Source organism: Ralstonia sp. SA306, from assembly GCF_054792405.1.
On the sequence record NZ_CP096452.1, the window covers coordinates 590,700 to 607,358 of the forward strand.

Below are 16,659 nucleotides of genomic sequence, written 5' to 3' on the forward strand. Positions count from 1 at the left end.
CACAACATCTATGAATTGAAATCACAATGTCGCGGCTTGATGTCAATCGCTTTGGCGAGATGGAAGTCTTCGTGCGGGTCGTTGAAGAGGGCGGCTTCTCCGCCGCGGCGCGTGCTTGCCGCATGACGCCGTCGGCGGTGAGCAAACTGGTGGCACGGTTGGAAGCCCGGCTGGGCGCGAGGCTGGTGAACCGCTCCACGCGGCGCTTTCAGCTCACGCCCGAGGGCATGGCGTTCTATGAGCGCAGCGTGACGGTACTGGCCGATCTGGACGAGGCCGAGCGCGAGGCTTCCGCCGGGGCGCAGCCAGCAGGGCGCTTGCGCATCAATTCCAATGTGCCTGTCGGCACGCATTTACTGCTGCCGATCGTGCCGGCGTTTCTGACGTGCCATCCGGAGGTGTCGCTCGACATTGCGCTCACGGATCGCGTGGTCGATCTGCTGGAAGATCGCACCGATGTTGCCCTGCGCAGTGGTCCGCTAAAGAGTTCTCGGCTGGTGGCGCGCAAGCTGGGGCAGACGCGCTTGATGGTGGTGGCGTCGCCTGCCTATCTGGCGCGCGCCGGCATGCCGCGCACGCCGGCTGATTTGGCAAACCACAACTGCCTGGCGTTCAACTACGTTCGCGCCATCAGTGCCTGGCCCTTTATCAAGCGCGGGCGCCGCACCGAATTCACCCCACACGGCAACACGCAGATCAGCGATGGCGAGGCGCTGCGCGCCGTGGCGGTCGCCGGTCTGGGTTTGGCGCGTCTGGCCGAGTTTCAGGTGCGCGCTGACTTGGATGCGGGCCGTCTAGTCCCCGTCCTGGAGGATTACAACCCGGGCGAGACCGAGGACATCCACGCCGTCTATGTCGGTCACGGGGCGCATCTGCCGGCGCGCGTGCGGGCGTTTCTGGATTTCCTGGTCGCCCATGTGAAGGTTGCCTAGGCTTGTGTTTCCCCACGCTGGCAGGGCTCGGCCTTCACATTCGCAAAACCCCTTCAAGTTGCCAAACGCCGTGCCGTTTACCGCCACATAACGTGTGCTTGAACGGGGGAAGACAATGTCGCAGCACGAAGTTGATGAACGGACCAATCTGACAAACAACAACCGTTTTGAACTGTTGCTGTTCCGCCTGGGCGAATCTGCGCGCTCCAATCAGCGCGAGATGTTCGGCATTAACGTGTTCAAGGTGCGCGAGATCATGGTCATGCCGCCTGTGACGCATGTGGCGGATGCCGGCGCCCATATCCTGGGCGCGGTCAATGTGCGCGGCCAGATCATTCCCGTGATTGACCTCGCCAGCGTGATCGGCACCAAGAACGGCAATGCCAACATCCTGCTGATTACCGAATACGCGCGCTCCACCCAAGGCTTTGCGGTGGAAGAAGTGGACGAGATCGTGCGCCTGGAATGGAGCCAGATCTTTCCGGCCGAGGCGAGCGTGGGCAGCAGCAATATCACCAGCCTGGCGCGCCTGGATGGCAACGCCGACAACTCACGCCTGGCCCAGGTGATCGACGTCGAGCAGATTCTGGTGGATGTGTTCCCGACCCGCCGTACCGATCTGGCGCCCGACAATGGCGAGCGTCCGATCAAGCTGCCCCCGGGTGCCAAGCTGCTGGTGGCGGATGATTCGGGCCTTGCACGCTCGCTGATCGCCAACGGTCTGGAAGCGATGGGCACACCGTACGTGATGACCAAGAGCGGCCAGGAAGCGTGGGACACGCTGCAGAACATCGCACGCGATGCCGCACGCGAAGGCAAGACTGTGCGCGACAAGATCGCGCTGGTGCTGACCGATCTGGAAATGCCCGAGATGGACGGGTTCACGCTCACGCGCAAGATCAAAACCGAGCCGGCATTCCAGTCGATTCCGGTGGTGATTCACTCGTCGCTGTCGGGCTCCGCCAACGAAGACCACGTGCGCCGCGTTGGCGCCAACGGCTACGTTGCAAAGTTTGAAGCGAACGAACTCGCGCAGGCCATCGCTTCTGCGCTGGGCTAAACCCTGGAGCCCGGGCGACGTGCAATGCGCCGCCCGGGCTTTTTATCACTTGCGGCTTTGGTGATCGCCGCCAAGCGGGTCGACGACGATCATGGTGCGATCGAGCACACCGTTGTCGTCGAAGAGGGCGTTGAAGTGCGCCTGTTGATGCCCGACGACGTACATCCGGTATGACCACGCCTCCCGCTTCATCAGCGGGTAGTACTGCGTCGGTTCGCGCGGCATGCCAAAGCGCTCCGCCACATCATGCTTGGTCCAGACGCCGGGCCGCGCTTCGTAGATTTCCTTTTCAGTCAGCATCTGCCGGAAGTTGGTGAGCTTGCCGCCCGCGTCAAAGTCTGCGGCATAGACTTCGTGCCCCATCGGCTGCTTGGAATAGATCCAGCGGTGCGTGCCGCCTGCCAACTGATACGTCTCGGTGGGCGTGCCAAACGTCTCGCGTACGGCACTTTCGGGCTGGCCGATCATCTTTTGGGCCGTCTGGATCGGCGAAAGCGCCGCGCATGCGCTCAGCACGAGCGCGGCCGCGCTGATCCATCTGCCTGGTCGCATCTGCATGGTGGTTCTCCGGTGTGTGGCTTGTGCTGATGGTAAACACTTCGGGTGCAGACAATATTCCATCGGCCCTCTGTCCAGCAGTCTCTACAGGCCGTTTTCCACCATTTCCACCACACGCAATGCAATGGCGCCGGTCTGCTCAGGCGGGCGCCCGCGCAACGGCCCATCAATGATGAGCAGGGCCAGCCCATGCACCGCAGACCATGCGAGGTATTCGGCGCCCGGACGGCGTTCGGACGGCAGTACGCCGGCAGCGGTCATCCGGTCGAGCGCCAGGCTTAGCAACTGGAACGGGTTCAGGCCACTATTGCCGGCCTTGGCAGGGTCCGCGTCGTTTTCTACTTCATCGGGCACCGCAAAGGCTGTGCGGAAGAGGCCGGTCTCCGTCTGCGCAAACCGTAGATAACCCACGCCGATGGCGCGTAGCGACGCACGTGCGCGCACATCTTCTGGCCACGTCGGGTCGATGGCATCCAACTCCGCTTCCATGGCGCGCGCCAACGCCGCCAATGCCTCCGCCCGCACGGCTTGTAGCAAGTCCTGCCGCCCCGCGAAGTGCCGGTAGGCGGCATTTGGCACCACGCCCGCGCGGCGCGTGGCTTCGCGCAGCACGATGGCGTCGGGCCCGCCGGCGCGCGCCAGTTCAATGCCGGCGTCAAGCAGCGCACGTCGCAAGTCGCCATGGCGATACGTGGTGCGCACGGGTGGTCGGGGCGGTTCCTGGGTCATGCAATGCAACTCCGCAAGTTCTATGTGGACACCGTCCATTATGTCTGCTATCTTTTGTGGACAGTGTTCACAATTAAACCCTAGGCGCTGTGACGCAAATTTCCAAGCCTTTCGTGCAACAGATGTTTGGAGGCCAACATGACGATTGCCACTACCGCAGCGGACGACGAGGCCCAACTACGTACGTTGATTAACGAGTGGGCTGCCGCCGTCCGCGCCAAGGATGTCGACGCCGTCATACGTCATTACGCACACGATGTGGTGGTCTTCGATGTGACGCCGCCGTTGTTCGTCAAAGGCGTCGACGCATACCGCCGCAACTGGCAAAGCTGGTTCGATGCGCTTGAGGGTCAGGCCGATTTCCAATTCACCGAGCTGCACCTTGAGGTGAGTGGCGATCTGGCCTATTGCTTCAGCGTGAATCGCTTGCGTGCGCGCTATCGGGACGGTGCAAAGCACGATGCGCAGACGCGCGCTACCGTGTGTTTCCGCAAGCGCGATGGCCGTTGGCAAGTCGTACACGAGCATGCCTCAGTGCCGATGCCGGTGCCTGAACCGGCGTGCGGCTGAGCGAGGTTTTCCCCCGACCGCGTGGCGCAATGCGCGGCTTTGCAGTCCCCCAAGTCCACCCCAAGGAGTTGTGATGCAAGTTCAACCGTATCTGTTCTTCGAAGGTCGTTGTGAAGAAGCGCTGGAGTTCTACAAGAAGACGCTTGGTGCCAAGGTCGATGTGGTGATGCACTACAAGGATGCGCCCAAGGACGCACAGCCCACTGCCGAGCAATGCGGCGGCATGGCGCCCCCGCTCGACAAGGTGATGCACGCCGCCTTCCGCGTGGGCGAAACCCAGATTCTGGCGTCCGACGGCATGGCCGGCGGCAAGACGGATTTCAAAGGTTTCGGGTTGTCCGTGAGCGTGCCCGACAACGCCACTGCCGAACGGACATTCAAGGCACTCGGCGATGGCGGTCACGTCACGATGCCGATGTCCGAAACGTTTTTTGCCAATGCGTTCGGCATGGTGACCGACCGCTTCGGCATCACGTGGATGGTGATCGCGCCCAAGCCGATGTAATTGTGGTGCGTGTGAAAACGGCCGCCGCTCGGTGGCCGTTCTACGAAAAATCGTAGGGCGCCTGCCTTGGCGCAGGGCCACGGTCCGGTGCCAGGCTGCGCGATCATCGGCGCCTTACTAATATCAACGAAACCACCCCCTTGGCGACGACCGGCTGTTCTGACCGCGACCCTTTGCACGGCTTGCGCAAAGGCGTCCCTTCACCTGCTGTCCCCATCTGTTGGAGCGCTCTTCATGCTGAAGATCATTGCGATCGTCATCGTCGTCGCGATTGCTGCTGCGCTGGGTTTTGCCGCCACACGCCCGGATACCTTCAAAGTGCAGCGCGAGATCGACATCAAGGCACCGCCCGAAGAAGTGTTCGCCCTGATCAACGATTTTCACCACTGGACGACTTGGTCTCCGTGGGAAAAGCGTGACCCCGCAATGAAGCGCACCTATGGCAGCCCCGCGAGTGGCAAAGGCGCGAACTATGCGTGGGATGGCTCGCGGGAAGTGGGGGCCGGGCGCATGGAGATCGTCGATTCAACGTCGCCCAGCCGCATCCAGATTCAGCTGGATTTCCTGAAGCCCTTCGCGGCGCACAACACTGCGGAATTCACGCTCAAGCCTGCCGGCGATGTGACGCACGTCACCTGGGCCATGTATGGCCCGAGCCCGTTCATCTCCAAGGTGATGGGCCTGTTCTTCAGTATGGACGCGATGATCGGCAAGGACTTTGAAGCCGGTCTCGCCAACCTTAAATCGGCTGCGCAATCCTGATCGACATTCAGGCGCAGCGGCCAATCATAGGAGTGATTCCATGACGCATGGCATCGACGAACGCAAGCGCTGGCTTGCCCTCATCGTGCTCTGTCTGGGCGTGCTGATGATCGTGCTGGATACGACCATCGTGAACGTTGCGCTGCCGTCCATCCAGGCAGACCTGGGCTTTACCGAAACCTCGCTCGTGTGGGTCGTCAACGCCTACATGCTGACCTTTGGCGGCTGCCTGCTGCTGGGTGGCAGGCTGGGAGACCTGTTCGGACATCGCAAGCTGTTCCTGCTGGGGCTGACGTTGTTCACGCTGGCTTCGGCTGCATGCGGGCTGGCGAATTCGCAAGGGCTGCTGATCACGGCGCGCGCCGTGCAGGGGCTGGGCGGTGCAGTGGTGTCGGCGGTGTCGCTGTCGCTGATCATGAACCTGTTCACCTCGCCGGCGGATCGCGCCAAGGCGATGGGGATCTACGGTTTTGTGTGTGCGGGGGGCGGCAGCATCGGCGTGTTGCTCGGTGGCTTGCTGACGAGCACGCTGAGCTGGCACTGGATCTTCCTGGTTAATCTACCGATTGGCGTGGCGGTGTATGCCGCGTGCGTGGCGTTGTTGCCTGCGGGCAAGCCGTTGGCCGATCGCACGAAGCTGGACGTGGCGGGCGCGATTGCCGTGACCGCGTCGCTGATGCTGGCGGTGTATGCGGTCGTGCATGGCAACGAAGCCGGTTGGACATCCACGCAAACGCTGACGCAGCTGGGCATTGCCATTGCGCTGATGATCGCGTTCCTGATCATTGAATCGCGCGTGTCGCATCCGTTGATGCCGCTGCACATGTTCGCGCTGCGCAACGTGGCCACGGCCAACTTGGTGGGCGTGTTGTGGGCGGCGGCGATGTTCGCGTGGTTCTTCATTTCGGCGCTGTACATGCAGCGCGTGCTTGATTACAGCGCCATGCAGGTGGGGCTGGCCTTCCTGCCGGCCAACATCATCATGGCGGTGTTCTCGCTGGGCTTGTCGGCCAAGCTGGTGATGCGCTTTGGCATTCGCGCGCCGCTGTCGTTGGGTTTGCTGGTGGCAGCTGTGGGGCTGGTGCTGTTTGCGCGCGCGCCTGCCGGCGGCAGCTTTGTGCTCGACGTGCTGCCCGGCATGCTGTTGCTGGGCCTGGGCGCCGGTGTGGCATTCAATCCGGTGCTGCTGGCGGCCATGAGTGATGTGGCGCCGGATGAGTCGGGCCTGGCGTCGGGCGTGGTCAACACGTCGTTCATGATGGGCGGTGCGTTAGGCTTGGCCATCCTGGCAAGCTTGGCCGCTGCACGCACCGAAGGTTTGACCGCGGCAGGCGCCGATGCCACGACCGCGCTCAATGGCGGCTACCACCTCGCGTTCCTGTTGGGCGCTGTTGCAGCCCTGCTTGCTTCTGTGTTGGCAGGGGTGTTTGTGCGCACCCGCACGCATGGGGCGGCGCAGGGGGAAGCGTCGTCTGCAGCGCCAATCTAAGTCCGAGAAGGGCAAAGAGGACGCCGGTTTCACCGCATGTCTCAAACGAGGCATGCGGTGAAACCCGTTATTGACCGACCGGTCGGACGGTTTATAATCGATCCATCCAAAACACGGCGCACATGACGTGCCGTGCACATGTCCAGAAAGCGGCCGGAGGATCGCATGTACACCCAAAGCCTCGACCAGCCCGGCGGTCTGCCTACGGAGCAGGAGCTGGCCGCTGCCTCCCAAGGCGAAGCCGATTTGCAGGCGCGCTTTGACGCACGTATCGGCGCCGACCACAAGATCGAGCCGCAAGACTGGATGCCTGCGCCTTACCGCAAGACTTTGCTGCGGCAGATTTCGCAGCACGCGCATTCCGAGGTGGTGGGTATGCTGCCCGAGGGCAACTGGATCAGCCGCGCGCCGTCGCTCAAGCGCAAGGCCATCCTCCTGGCCAAGGTGCAGGATGAAGCGGGCCATGGCCTCTATCTCTATTCCGCCGCAGAAACGCTTGGTAGCTCGCGCGACGAGATGATCGATGCGCTGCACGAAGGTCGCGCGAAGTATTCGTCGATCTTCAATTACCCGACGCTCTCCTGGGCAGACGTGGGCGTGATCGGCTGGCTGGTCGATGGCGCGGCGATCATGAATCAGGTGCCGCTGTGCCGTTGCTCATACGGCCCGTATGCGCGCGCCATGATCCGCATCTGCAAGGAAGAGTCATTTCACCAGCGCCAGGGCTATGAATCTTTGCTGACGATGATGGGCGGCACGCAGGCGCAGCGCGACATGGTGCAGGAATCCGTCAACCGCTGGTGGTTTCCGGTGCTGATGATGTTCGGGCCGCCCGATACTGCATCGCCCAACAGCGCGCAGACCATGGCCTGGGGCATCAAGCGCATCTCGAACGACGATCTGCGGCAACGCTTTGTCGATGCCACCGTCGAGCAGGCGCGCGTGCTGGGCGTGACGCTGCCAGACCCGGGCCTCACGTGGAACGAAGCGCGCGGCCACTACGATTTCTCACCGCTCGATTGGTCTGAGTTCAAGCGTGTGCTGGACGGCCACGGCCCGTGCAACCGCGAGCGCCTTGCCACCCGCAAGCGTGCACACGAAGAAGGCGAATGGGTGCGCGAGGCCGCGCTTGCCTACGCGCGCAAGCGGGCCGAACGCGCCACCGCCAACCAACAAGCTGCCTGAACCGGAAGGAGCCCACCATGCATCAACACGAATGGCCGCTGTGGGAAGTGTTCATCCGCAGCAAGCAGGGTCTGGAGCACAAGCACTGCGGCAGCCTGCACGCGGTGGACGCCAAGCAGGCGCTGCAGATGGCGCGCGATGTGTATACGCGCCGGCAGGAAGGCGTCTCGATCTGGGTTGTGCCATCGGCCGCCATCACCGCCAGCGAACCTGACGACAAGCCGATGCTCTTCGACCCGATGGCCGACAAGATCTATCGGCACCCGACGTTCTATCGGCTGCCCGATGAAGTCAATCACATGTGAGCCGCGGTGATGACTTCCGACGCGCATCTGCAATACATCCTTCGTCTGGCCGACAACGCGCTCATCCTCGGCCAGCGCAACGCGGAATGGACTGGCCATGGTCCGGTGCTGGAAGAAGACATCGCGCTGTCCAACCTGAGTCTTGACCTGATCGGGCAGGCGCGGTTGCTCTACACGCACGCGGGGCAGATTGAAGGCACGCTCACCGGTACGCCGCGCACCGAGGATGACTACGCCTACTGGCGTGCGGAGCCTGCTTTCCGCAATTACACGCTGCTCGAGCTGCCGCATGCGGGGCCAATGGTGGCGACCTCCGCAACCGCGCGCGACTACGCCGTCACCATCGTCCGCCACTTCCTGTACGCCGCATTGATGGTGCCGCTGTGGGAGGCGCTGACGCGTTCGACCGATACCGAACTGGCCGCCATTGCCGCCAAATCGGTGAAGGAGATGCGTTACCACCTCGCCCATACGCGCGACTGGCTCGTGCGCTTCGGTGATGGCACCGACGAATCGCATGCGCGGGCCCAAGCCGCGCTCGATTGGCTGATGCCGTACACCAACGAATACTTCGCTGCGGATGACGTTGAAACTGCCGTGGCCGAGGCCGGCATCTGCGTGCATCCGGCAGACCTGCGCGGCGCATGGGAAGCCACGGTGCGCGACGCATTGGGCGAGGCCACGCTGCGTTGGCCAGAGGCTGGTCCGTATGTCAGCACCGGCAAGCACGGCGTGCATTCCGAGCATATGGGTTATCTGCTGGCCGAGATGCAGGGACTGGCGCGCCAGTATCCGGGGGCATCGTGGTAAGCGAGCGGTTGGACCGCGCCCGTATCGCGCTGGACGCCGTGACCGATCCGGAGATTCCCGTGGTCACGCTCGCCGAGCTTGGCATCCTGCGCGATGTGCAGCTCGACGAAGCCGGCACACTGGTGGCAACGATCACGCCCACGTATTCCGGTTGCCCGGCCATGGAGCAGATTGCCGATGATGTGAGCCGCGCGTTGCAGGCGGCAGACGTGGGTGCGTATCGCGTGCGTTCGGTGCTGTCGCCGGCATGGACAACGGATTGGATCACTGCCGAAGGGCGCCGCAAGCTGCGCGCCTTTGGTATTGCACCGCCGGCACATGTGGCCGAAGTAGATGGCACCCGCCCGATTCGTCTCACGCGCCCAATGCAGGCCGAGCATATCGCCTGCCCGCAATGCGGATCGCACGATACGGTGCTCATCTCCGCCTTCGGTTCGACAGCTTGCAAGGCGCTCTACCGCTGCCGCGCCTGTCGCGAGCCGTTCGACTATTTCAAGCCTTACTAAGCCCTACTAAGCCCCACCGAGCCCGATCGCCATGACTCCGCAATTCCACCCCTTGCGTGTTGCCGAAGTGCGCGGCGAGACGGCCGATACGATTTCGGTGCGCTTTGACGTGCCGAACGATCTGCGTAACGCATACCGCTTTACGCAAGGCCAGTTTCTGACGCTGCGCGTGCCGTCTGGCCAACTGCCCGGACAGGAAGAACTGCGGCGCTCGTATTCCATCTGCTGCGCCGTGCAGGACTACGACGCGCACGGCGAGTTGCGTGTGGCGGTCAAGCGTGTCGATGCGGGGGTCTTCTCCAATCACCTGCACGACCGTATCCGCGTGGGCCAGACGCTCGATGTGTTGCCGCCTGACGGCCGCTTCTACGTACCGCTGGCAGCCGAAAGCGCGCGTCACTATGTGGCCTTTGCGGCTGGCAGCGGCATCACGCCCATCCTGTCGCTGATCAAGACGACGCTGGCGGCCGAGCCGCAGAGCCGCTTCACGCTTGTCTACGGCAACCGCAGCGTCGACAGCATCATTTTTGGCGAAGCGCTCGAAGATTTGAAAGACCGCTACCTCGATCGCTTCGCGCTGTATCACGTGTTGTCGCGGCAGGCGCAAGAGATCGCGCTGTTCAACGGGCGGCTGGACGGTGCGAAGGCGCGCGCTTTTCTGGATACGCTGATCCCGCCCGAGGATATTGATGCCGCCTTCATCTGTGGCCCGTCGACGATGATCGACGCGGTGGAAGCGGCGCTGCTTGAGCGCGGTGTACCGCGCGAGCGCGTGCATGCAGAGCGCTTTGGTGTGCCGGTGGGCGATGCGTCGGCGGCGGCCAGGCCGCGCAAACACGCCGCCATGGCTGGCGATGTCGCGCTGACTGTGGTGCTCGACGGCAAATCGCACGAAGTGCCCATGGCGGGGGATGCCAAGGTGCTCGACAGTGCGTTGAACGCGGGGCTCGATCTGCCCTATGCGTGCAAGGGCGGTGTGTGCTGTACGTGCCGTGCCAAGGTGCTGGAAGGCCGTGTGGAGATGGACAAGAACTTCACACTGGAAGACTGGGAAATCCAGCAGGGGTTTGTGCTGACCTGCCAGGCGCGCCCGCTCACGCAGCGCGTGGTGGTCAGCTATGACGAGCGTTGAACGTCAGCCTTTTCTGCCGCCTGGGCCGCTCAGCCCGTTTTCCAGCATGTCGATCACCATTTCCGCATAGCCCTCGTACGAGAGTGGCCCGTCAGGTTTGAGCCAGGTGAACGTCCAGTTCATCATGCCGAACAGCATCATCGTGATGGGCGTGCGGTTGGCTTCATCCACTTTGTCCGGGTAGGCCGCGCCAAGTTGCCGGCCCACGGCCGCCACTACGTCCCGCTCGCGCGCGAGCACGATGTCGCGCTGCTCCGGCGCCAGGTATTTCACGTCATTGAGCAAAGCAACATGCCGGGTGCGCGACGTAGCGTATTCGGCCAGGAACGTACGGACCAGCAGATGCAGCGTGGCGCGCGCCGAAAGCTTGGCGTGCCGCGCGTCGCTCTCGGCGCGTTCAACCAGATCGGCCAGCCGGCGCGTGTAGCGGTCCAGCAGGTCGAACAGGATGGCTTCCTTGCCTTCGTAGTAGTGATACAGGCGCGATTTGGAGCCGCCGCACGCAGCGGCAAGCTGGTTCATCGACACGCTCGGATAGCTGTCGGCCGCAAAGGCCTCGGCGGCGGTGTCGAGCACGCTTTCGCGGCGCAGTTCGAATTCGTCTTCGTTCTTGACGCGGGACATGGCTGGCGGCACATCGGTTGGATGGCCGCCATGTTAACCGGCTGGGTTGCCGCGTGTCGATGCCGTGTCGATGCATCGTCCACGCATCAAGCCGTTTCGCGCACGGCCAGGAAATCCAGCACAGCGTTCATGAATGCATCCGGCTGCTCCACGTTGGCAAGATGCACGGTGTCCAGCATGTGCAGTTGCGCCCCCGGAATGGCGGCGGCAATTTCCTCGCCGTGGCAGGCGGACGTCACGGTGTCGTGCTGGCCGGCAATGACGAGCGTCGGATGCGTGATCAGCGTGATCGTGCGGCGCAGGTCGGCATCGCGCACCGCTGTCCACCCGCCGATGATGCCCTCGCGCGGCGTCGCCAGCAGCGTGCGGCGGAATGGTTCAACGGCCGGGTCGCGTGCCTCCAGCATGCGTGCCGGAAACCAGTTGCGCAGAAACGTTTCGGCCGTTGCCTGCATGTCGGGCGCCTGCCGAAGCTCTGCAATGGCCTGGTCGAAATACTGCGTCGGTCCGATGTGCGCGGCGGTGTTGGATAGGATCAGCCGATCGATGCGCTCCGGCACATGAATCGCCAGCCACTGCGCCACGATGCCGCCCAGCGACAGCCCCAGCATGTGCACGCGCTGGATGCCCAGCGCATCGAGCAGCTCCACGACGTCACGCCCAAGCCGATCCATCGAGTAGGCACCAGTGGGGGCATCCGAAGCGCCATGGCCGCGCGCGTCGTAGCGCAGCACATGAAAGTGATCGGCTAGGCGCGGCACGGTCACGTCCCACATATGGAGATCGGTGCCGATGGAGTTGGACAGCAGCAGGACGGGCTTGTCCGCCGCGCCGTCGAAGCGATAGGCGATGCGCGTGCCGTCACCGGTGGTGATGAAGGAAAGGTCGTTGCGGGTGGTCATGATGGGCTCCTGAGAAAGACGGTTGAAACGATTGGATGTCGTCATCCTAGAAGCCGAGGTGATTCGTGGATACTATGAAGTTACGACGAACTTTGTAGATTTTGCCGACAATGCAGAACTTCACGCTTCACGAGCTGCAGTGCTTCGACGCGGTGGTCGCCGGCGGCAGCTTTCAGGCGGCCGCCGATCGGCTGCACCGCTCGCACCCTTCCGTGTTTGCGGCGGTCGCCAAGCTGGAGGGGCAACTGGGCTTGAGCCTGCTGGATCGCAGCGGCTATCGCGTGCGCTTGACGGAGGCGGGGCGATCGTTTCATCGCAAGGTGCAGTCCGTGCTGCGTGAGAGCGATGAACTGCGAACCCACGCAAAGCAGCTGGCGATGGGCGAGGAAGCCGAATTGCGCGTGGTGCTGGGTGACCTGTGCCCGCTGCAGCCCGTTTTGGCACTGCTCAGCCAGTTCTTCGGCCAGTGCCCGCAGACGCGCCTGCAATTGCAGTTTGAAGCCGTCACCGGGCCGTGGGAACGCTTGCTGGAAGACGACACCGACCTGATCGTCCACCGCGTACCAAAGGGCGATGTGCGCATGGAATGGATCGACCTGGGCAAGATCGCCATGGTGCCGGTGGTGGCCCCGGGCTTTCTGCCGTTCCCCGTCACGTCATCCATTACGCCACAGCAGATGCAGCGCTTCATGCAGTGCGTCATCAACGATTCCGCGCGGAACCCGCCGGAGCAATCCCACTACGTCATCGAAGGGGCACCGCAGTGCGCCGTGCCCGATCAGTTGATGAAGAAAGAGTTGATCCTCCACGGCATGGCGTGGGGGCATCTGCCGCGTTTCCTGATCGATGCGGAATTGCGCGAAGGGACATTGCTATCGATTGCGGGGCGGCATTTTCCTGGCATGGTGCAGGAGCTGGCGGTTGCGCGACGGCGGGATCAGCCGCACGGGCCGGTCGCCAATCGGCTGTGGGAATTTCTCGGCGACCACGCACCGGTGCTCAAGCCGGCGTTGGGGCGCGTGCCGCGTCAGGCAGGGACGGCCACCAGAAAACGTGGGTAATCCCGCGCCTTGACGGCCCTTCATGCCTCGGCGGGCATGTCCTCTAGTCGACTTGGCGGAGTGCCCGCTGCGCGGTTCCGGGCTATAACGATTCATGCTCGACCCTTCCTCGGGCAAAGGTGGTGAACGATGGCTGCGCATGGCACCGATCAGGTCTTCTCTGGCTCCATTCCCGAGCTGTATGACACGCTGCTGGTCCCGTTGATCTTCGAGCCCTATGCGGTGGACATGGCTGCACGGGCGGCGGCATGTCAGCCGCAGCGCGTACTGGAAGTTGCGGCAGGTACCGGAGCCGTGACGCGCGCACTGGCGCGTGCGTTGCCTGCGACCACCGAGATTGTCGCGACCGACCTGAACTCGCCGATGCTCGATCGCGCGGCCGCCGTGGGCACAGACCGGCCCGTGACATGGCAGCAGGCCGACGCCCAGCAACTGCCGTTTGCCGATGGCTCTTTCGATGTGGTGATCTGCCAGTTTGGCGCGATGTTCTTCCCCGACCGGCCCAGGGCCTTTGCTGAAGCGCGGCGTGTGCTGACACCAGGCGGCAGGCTGCTCTTGAGCGTGTGGGGCCGGATTGAAGACAACGACTTTGCAAATGTGGTGACGAAGGCGCTGGCGAAACGCTTTCCCGAAAATCCGCCGATGTTTCTGGCGCGTACGCCGCATGGTCATTACGACCCGGTGCCTATTCAAGCCGATGCCCGCGCGGGCGGTTTTACCGCAGAGGTCATGTACGACGTTGTCCCAGCGCGCAGCCGGGCAGATACGGCACGCGTGGTGGCCATCGCCTACTGCCAGGGTACGCCGGTGCGAGGCGAACTGGAGGCATTCGGCCCCGATGCACTGACCGATGCCACCGAGGTATGTACCGATGCATTGACGGCCCAGTTCGGCGCGGGCCCGGTCGACGGCAAGATCCAGGCGTTGATGTTCAGCGTGACAGCTTGAGGAGAGCAGGCAGCGGCATCGGCAGCGGCATCGCGTCACGCACCGCAGGCGGCGCAGAGGCGTCGCTGCTCAAGATTCCTGTTGACCCAGGCGCGTACGCGAGGCGTGCCGACGGTTGCGCATCCAGCCGATGGCGCGGCGGCCCATGGCAATGGACGGTAGCTCCACATAGCGATGCAGCAGCATGGCCAACACCAGCGTGAATGCAAGATTGACGGCAAACAGCATCAACTGGGTGCCGATCCATTCGGGCGCCAGCCTGCCCACCAGGCGGTGCGTGGCTTCAATCACGCTCGGGTGCACGAGGTAGAGCGCGTACGACAGCTCACCCAGCCAGACAGCGACGCGCGGCACGCGAAGCTCGCCGCAGTGCTCCATCGCCACCATGCCGATCAACAATGCGCCTGCGGGCAGCCCCCGGGCGAGCAGATCGAACTTGGGAACAGGGCCAACGACCGATATCACGAACGTCGCCACGCCTATCGCCATCAACACCCGCGCGTAGGCCGGCGTGAGACGATGCCGATTTGCCGCATACAGCCACGCCAGCCCCGCGCCCAGCAGGAACTCCAGCACAAGCGGATTGGCTGCCATGGCCTGCAGCGGGGTGGCCCAGTCGTACAGCGCTTCCGGGTTGCGCTGCACGACGCCGCTGTGCCAGAACGGCACGATGATCGTGGTCGTGAATAGCGCCAGTGCCACCAGCCCAAGCGCGCGCCGGCCGAACAGCGCCAGCCCGACCGCACACAGCGCATAAAAAAACACCTCGTAGTTGAGCGACCAGCCCACATACAGCGCCGGATACCCGAAGTACGGCGCATCCACATTCGCCTGCGGCACAAACGCGAGCGAGGTCAGCAGCACGCCCGCCGACACCGGGTTGAGCCACGTGGAATGCAGCACCGACATCAGCCAGTAAGGCGGCGCAAGCCGGAACGCACGCTTGACGAGAAATTCGCTGGCCGGCTCGGGTCCCTTCGGGCCAAGAATGGCGGCCCACGCAATGATGAAGCCGCTGATGACGAAGAACACATCCACACCCACATGCCCGCGCTTGATTACATGCGTGGTCAGCCACGCAAGGGCAGGGATATCGGCATGGGCCAAGGCGAGCCCGGAGTGGTACACCACCACATACAGCGCGGCAAAGCCCCGCAGTGCCTGAATGCTGAGAAGGGAAGACGAAGAACGGTTCACGCAGGATGGACGACCACGGCGCGATCAAGGTTCCGCCGCCGTCGCGTTATCGACAAGCCAATCTGCGTAGCAAGCGGCGTGCCGCGACGTTACTCCGGTGCGCCGCACTTGGCTGCGCGTTCCAGCAAGAGCGCGCGTTCTTGCCGATTGTGTGCAAGCACTGCTGCGCGTTCGTACTCCACGCGAGCCTCCTCCGGGCGGTTGAGGCGCGCTAGAAAATCGGCGCGCACGCTGGGCAACAGGTGGTAGCTGCGCAGTGCCGGTTCGGCCAGCAGCGTATCGACAATCTCGAGCCCCGCCTGCGGGCCATACGCCATGCCCACCGCCACGGCGCGGTTCAGTTCGACGATGGGCGACGGCGTGAGCTGCGCCAGCGCGTCGTACAGCGCAGCAATGCGCGTCCAGTCGGTTTGTTCGGCGGTGCGTGCGCTTGCATGACATGCCGCAATTGCCGCCTGCAGTCCATACGGGCCGAGCCCCCGCCCGCAGGCTTGCGCTTGTGCCAACGCTGCAAAGCCACGCCGGATGAGCAGGTAGTCCCAACGGCTGCGGTCCTGTTCCATCAGCAGGATGGGCCGGCCGCCCGGGCCCACGCGTGCACGCAGGCGCGAGGCCTGAAGCTCCATCAGCGCAAGCAGACCATGCACTTCCGGCTCGCCCGGCATAAGCCCGGCCAGGATGCGGCCCAGGCGCTGCGCCTCTTCACATAGCGTGGGACGCGTCCAGTCGTCACCCGCGGTGGCGGCATAGCCTTCGTTGAAGACGAGATAGATCACCTGCAGCACGGCTGAAAGCCGCTCGGGCAACGCATCGGGCTCGGGCAGCTCGAACGGCACGTGTGCGGCGGCAAGCGTCTTCTTTGCCCGCACGATGCGCTGCGCCACCGTGGGCTCCGGCACCAGAAAGGCCCGGGCGATCTCGTCCGTGGTCAGCCCGCCGAGCAGTCGTAGTGTGAGCGCCACGCGGCCTTCGTGTGGCAGCACCGGATGGCAGGAAATGAAGACCAGGCGGAGCAGGTCGTCGCCGATGGCCTCGTCGCGCGCTGTTTCGGCATCGGCCTGGGCAAGCTCCTGTTCGATCTCCAGCTCGATGGCAAGCAGCGCATGCTTGTGTTCCGCCAGCGTGTGATGGCGCAGCCGGTCAATGGCGCGGTGTTTGGCGGTGGCCGTGAGCCACGCGGCCGGATTGTCGGGGATACCGGATGCTGGCCATTGCTCCAGCGCCGCGACCAGCGCATCCTGCGCCAGCTCTTCGGCCAGCCCCACGTCGCGCAGCAGGCGTGCAAGCCCGGCAATGATCCTGGCCGATTCGATGCGCCACACCGCATCGATGGTGCGGTGAATGGCGAGCGCATCCGGCGTTGAACCGGCCATGACGGCGCCGT

General features: G+C 63.7%; 19 protein-coding genes. 13 read left to right on the forward strand and 6 right to left on the reverse strand.

The annotated features are described in order from the left end of the window. The first annotated feature begins 26 nt into the window (after window positions 1–26). Together M1D44_RS19290 and M1D44_RS19295 are read left to right on the forward strand one after the other, a co-directional pair. Window positions 27–932: a LysR family transcriptional regulator gene (locus M1D44_RS19290; protein WP_316853661.1), complete on the forward strand. Its 906-nt coding sequence runs from the start codon at window positions 27–29 to the stop codon at window positions 930–932. A 115-nt stretch (window positions 933–1,047) separates the two neighbouring features. After that, window positions 1,048–1,992 (forward strand): chemotaxis protein, encoded by a 945-nt coding sequence (locus M1D44_RS19295; RefSeq protein WP_024979325.1) that lies wholly within the window; start codon window positions 1,048–1,050, stop codon window positions 1,990–1,992. Between the two features lie 45 nt (window positions 1,993–2,037). On the opposite strand, the gene M1D44_RS19300 is transcribed toward M1D44_RS19295, so the two are convergent. Beyond that, window positions 2,038–2,550, reverse strand: coding sequence for a hypothetical protein (locus M1D44_RS19300; RefSeq protein WP_316853662.1), 513 nt, complete (start codon window positions 2,548–2,550; stop codon window positions 2,038–2,040). An 84-nt stretch (window positions 2,551–2,634) separates the two neighbouring features. Next, window positions 2,635–3,279: a TetR/AcrR family transcriptional regulator gene (locus M1D44_RS19305; protein ID WP_316853663.1), complete on the reverse strand. Its 645-nt coding sequence runs from the start codon at window positions 3,277–3,279 to the stop codon at window positions 2,635–2,637. Between the two features lie 138 nt (window positions 3,280–3,417). Between M1D44_RS19305 and M1D44_RS19310 the strand changes: the two genes are divergently transcribed. The 9 genes from M1D44_RS19310 to paaE all read left to right on the forward strand — a co-directional run bounded on the left by M1D44_RS19310 (window position 3,418) and on the right by paaE (window position 10,543). Then, entirely contained in the window at window positions 3,418–3,849 is a 432-nt protein-coding gene (locus tag M1D44_RS19310; RefSeq protein ID WP_316853664.1) for a YybH family protein, read from the forward strand. Window positions 3,850–3,922: 73 nt separating this feature from the next. Continuing rightward, window positions 3,923–4,354 (forward strand): VOC family protein, encoded by a 432-nt coding sequence (locus M1D44_RS19315; protein WP_112187504.1) that lies wholly within the window; start codon window positions 3,923–3,925, stop codon window positions 4,352–4,354. A 234-nt stretch (window positions 4,355–4,588) separates the two neighbouring features. After that, a complete protein-coding gene (locus M1D44_RS19320) occupies window positions 4,589–5,116 on the forward strand; it encodes an SRPBCC family protein (protein ID WP_316853665.1) in 528 nt (175 codons plus the stop codon). A 40-nt stretch (window positions 5,117–5,156) separates the two neighbouring features. Further along, a complete protein-coding gene (locus M1D44_RS19325) occupies window positions 5,157–6,605 on the forward strand; it encodes a DHA2 family efflux MFS transporter permease subunit (protein ID WP_024979319.1) in 1,449 nt (482 codons plus the stop codon). Between the two features lie 165 nt (window positions 6,606–6,770). Further along, a complete protein-coding gene (gene paaA, locus M1D44_RS19330; protein ID WP_024979318.1) occupies window positions 6,771–7,790 on the forward strand; it encodes a 1,2-phenylacetyl-CoA epoxidase subunit PaaA in 1,020 nt (339 codons plus the stop codon). Window positions 7,791–7,807: 17 nt separating this feature from the next. Continuing rightward, a complete protein-coding gene (paaB, locus tag M1D44_RS19335) occupies window positions 7,808–8,095 on the forward strand; it encodes a 1,2-phenylacetyl-CoA epoxidase subunit PaaB (protein ID WP_004635034.1) in 288 nt (95 codons plus the stop codon). Between the two features lie 9 nt (window positions 8,096–8,104). After that, window positions 8,105–8,905, forward strand: coding sequence for a 1,2-phenylacetyl-CoA epoxidase subunit PaaC (gene paaC / locus M1D44_RS19340; RefSeq protein ID WP_316684921.1), 801 nt, complete (start codon window positions 8,105–8,107; stop codon window positions 8,903–8,905). Continuing rightward, complete coding sequence (gene paaD, locus M1D44_RS19345) at window positions 8,899–9,411, forward strand: 1,2-phenylacetyl-CoA epoxidase subunit PaaD (RefSeq protein ID WP_200869071.1); 513 nt, start codon at window positions 8,899–8,901, stop codon at window positions 9,409–9,411. Before paaC ends, paaD begins: the two co-directional genes overlap by 7 nt. A 31-nt stretch (window positions 9,412–9,442) precedes the next feature. Further along, window positions 9,443–10,543 carry a 1,2-phenylacetyl-CoA epoxidase subunit PaaE gene (gene paaE, locus M1D44_RS19350; RefSeq protein WP_112187512.1) on the forward strand — a complete coding sequence of 367 codons (1,101 nt, stop codon included), beginning with the start codon at window positions 9,443–9,445 and terminating at the stop codon, window positions 10,541–10,543. A gap of 3 nt (window positions 10,544–10,546) precedes the next feature. On the opposite strand, the gene M1D44_RS19355 is transcribed toward paaE, so the two are convergent. Further along, window positions 10,547–11,167, reverse strand: a complete 621-nt coding sequence (locus M1D44_RS19355) for a TetR/AcrR family transcriptional regulator (RefSeq protein WP_112187514.1) — start codon at window positions 11,165–11,167, stop codon at window positions 10,547–10,549. 86 nt (window positions 11,168–11,253) lie between these two features. Next, complete coding sequence (pcaD, locus tag M1D44_RS19360) at window positions 11,254–12,069, reverse strand: 3-oxoadipate enol-lactonase (protein WP_316853666.1); 816 nt, start codon at window positions 12,067–12,069, stop codon at window positions 11,254–11,256. Window positions 12,070–12,179: 110 nt separating this feature from the next. Here pcaD and M1D44_RS19365 point away from each other — a divergent pair, with 110 nt between their 5' ends. After that, window positions 12,180–13,130 (forward strand): LysR family transcriptional regulator, encoded by a 951-nt coding sequence (locus M1D44_RS19365; protein ID WP_316853667.1) that lies wholly within the window; start codon window positions 12,180–12,182, stop codon window positions 13,128–13,130. Window positions 13,131–13,259: 129 nt separating this feature from the next. After that, window positions 13,260–14,078, forward strand: coding sequence for a class I SAM-dependent methyltransferase (locus M1D44_RS19370; RefSeq protein ID WP_316853668.1), 819 nt, complete (start codon window positions 13,260–13,262; stop codon window positions 14,076–14,078). 69 nt (window positions 14,079–14,147) lie between these two features. Here M1D44_RS19370 and M1D44_RS19375 read toward each other — a convergent pair whose 3' ends face one another. Continuing rightward, window positions 14,148–15,275 carry an acyltransferase family protein gene (locus tag M1D44_RS19375; protein ID WP_316853669.1) on the reverse strand — a complete coding sequence of 376 codons (1,128 nt, stop codon included), beginning with the start codon at window positions 15,273–15,275 and terminating at the stop codon, window positions 14,148–14,150. Window positions 15,276–15,364: 89 nt separating this feature from the next. Then, window positions 15,365–16,648, reverse strand: a complete 1,284-nt coding sequence (locus tag M1D44_RS19380) for an RNA polymerase sigma factor (protein ID WP_024979309.1) — start codon at window positions 16,646–16,648, stop codon at window positions 15,365–15,367. Window positions 16,649–16,659 lie beyond the last annotated feature (11 nt).

Coding starts and splice junctions, on each gene's coding strand:
- pcaD (WP_316853666.1), bottom strand. CDS start 12,069: ATGACCACCCGCAACGACCTTTCCTTCATCACCACCGGTGACGGCACG.
- paaE (WP_112187512.1), top strand. CDS start 9,443: ATGACTCCGCAATTCCACCCCTTGCGTGTTGCCGAAGTGCGCGGCGAG.
- M1D44_RS19300 (WP_316853662.1), bottom strand. CDS start 2,550: ATGCAGATGCGACCAGGCAGATGGATCAGCGCGGCCGCGCTCGTGCTG.
- M1D44_RS19370 (WP_316853668.1), top strand. CDS start 13,260: ATGGCTGCGCATGGCACCGATCAGGTCTTCTCTGGCTCCATTCCCGAG.
- M1D44_RS19310 (WP_316853664.1), top strand. CDS start 3,418: ATGACGATTGCCACTACCGCAGCGGACGACGAGGCCCAACTACGTACG.
- M1D44_RS19305 (WP_316853663.1), bottom strand. CDS start 3,279: ATGACCCAGGAACCGCCCCGACCACCCGTGCGCACCACGTATCGCCAT.
- M1D44_RS19290 (WP_316853661.1), top strand. CDS start 27: ATGTCGCGGCTTGATGTCAATCGCTTTGGCGAGATGGAAGTCTTCGTG.
- M1D44_RS19315 (WP_112187504.1), top strand. CDS start 3,923: ATGCAAGTTCAACCGTATCTGTTCTTCGAAGGTCGTTGTGAAGAAGCG.
- paaC (WP_316684921.1), top strand. CDS start 8,105: ATGACTTCCGACGCGCATCTGCAATACATCCTTCGTCTGGCCGACAAC.
- M1D44_RS19380 (WP_024979309.1), bottom strand. CDS start 16,648: ATGGCCGGTTCAACGCCGGATGCGCTCGCCATTCACCGCACCATCGAT.
- M1D44_RS19355 (WP_112187514.1), bottom strand. CDS start 11,167: ATGTCCCGCGTCAAGAACGAAGACGAATTCGAACTGCGCCGCGAAAGC.
- M1D44_RS19365 (WP_316853667.1), top strand. CDS start 12,180: ATGCAGAACTTCACGCTTCACGAGCTGCAGTGCTTCGACGCGGTGGTC.
- paaB (WP_004635034.1), top strand. CDS start 7,808: ATGCATCAACACGAATGGCCGCTGTGGGAAGTGTTCATCCGCAGCAAG.
- paaA (WP_024979318.1), top strand. CDS start 6,771: ATGTACACCCAAAGCCTCGACCAGCCCGGCGGTCTGCCTACGGAGCAG.
- M1D44_RS19320 (WP_316853665.1), top strand. CDS start 4,589: ATGCTGAAGATCATTGCGATCGTCATCGTCGTCGCGATTGCTGCTGCG.
- M1D44_RS19325 (WP_024979319.1), top strand. CDS start 5,157: ATGACGCATGGCATCGACGAACGCAAGCGCTGGCTTGCCCTCATCGTG.
- M1D44_RS19295 (WP_024979325.1), top strand. CDS start 1,048: ATGTCGCAGCACGAAGTTGATGAACGGACCAATCTGACAAACAACAAC.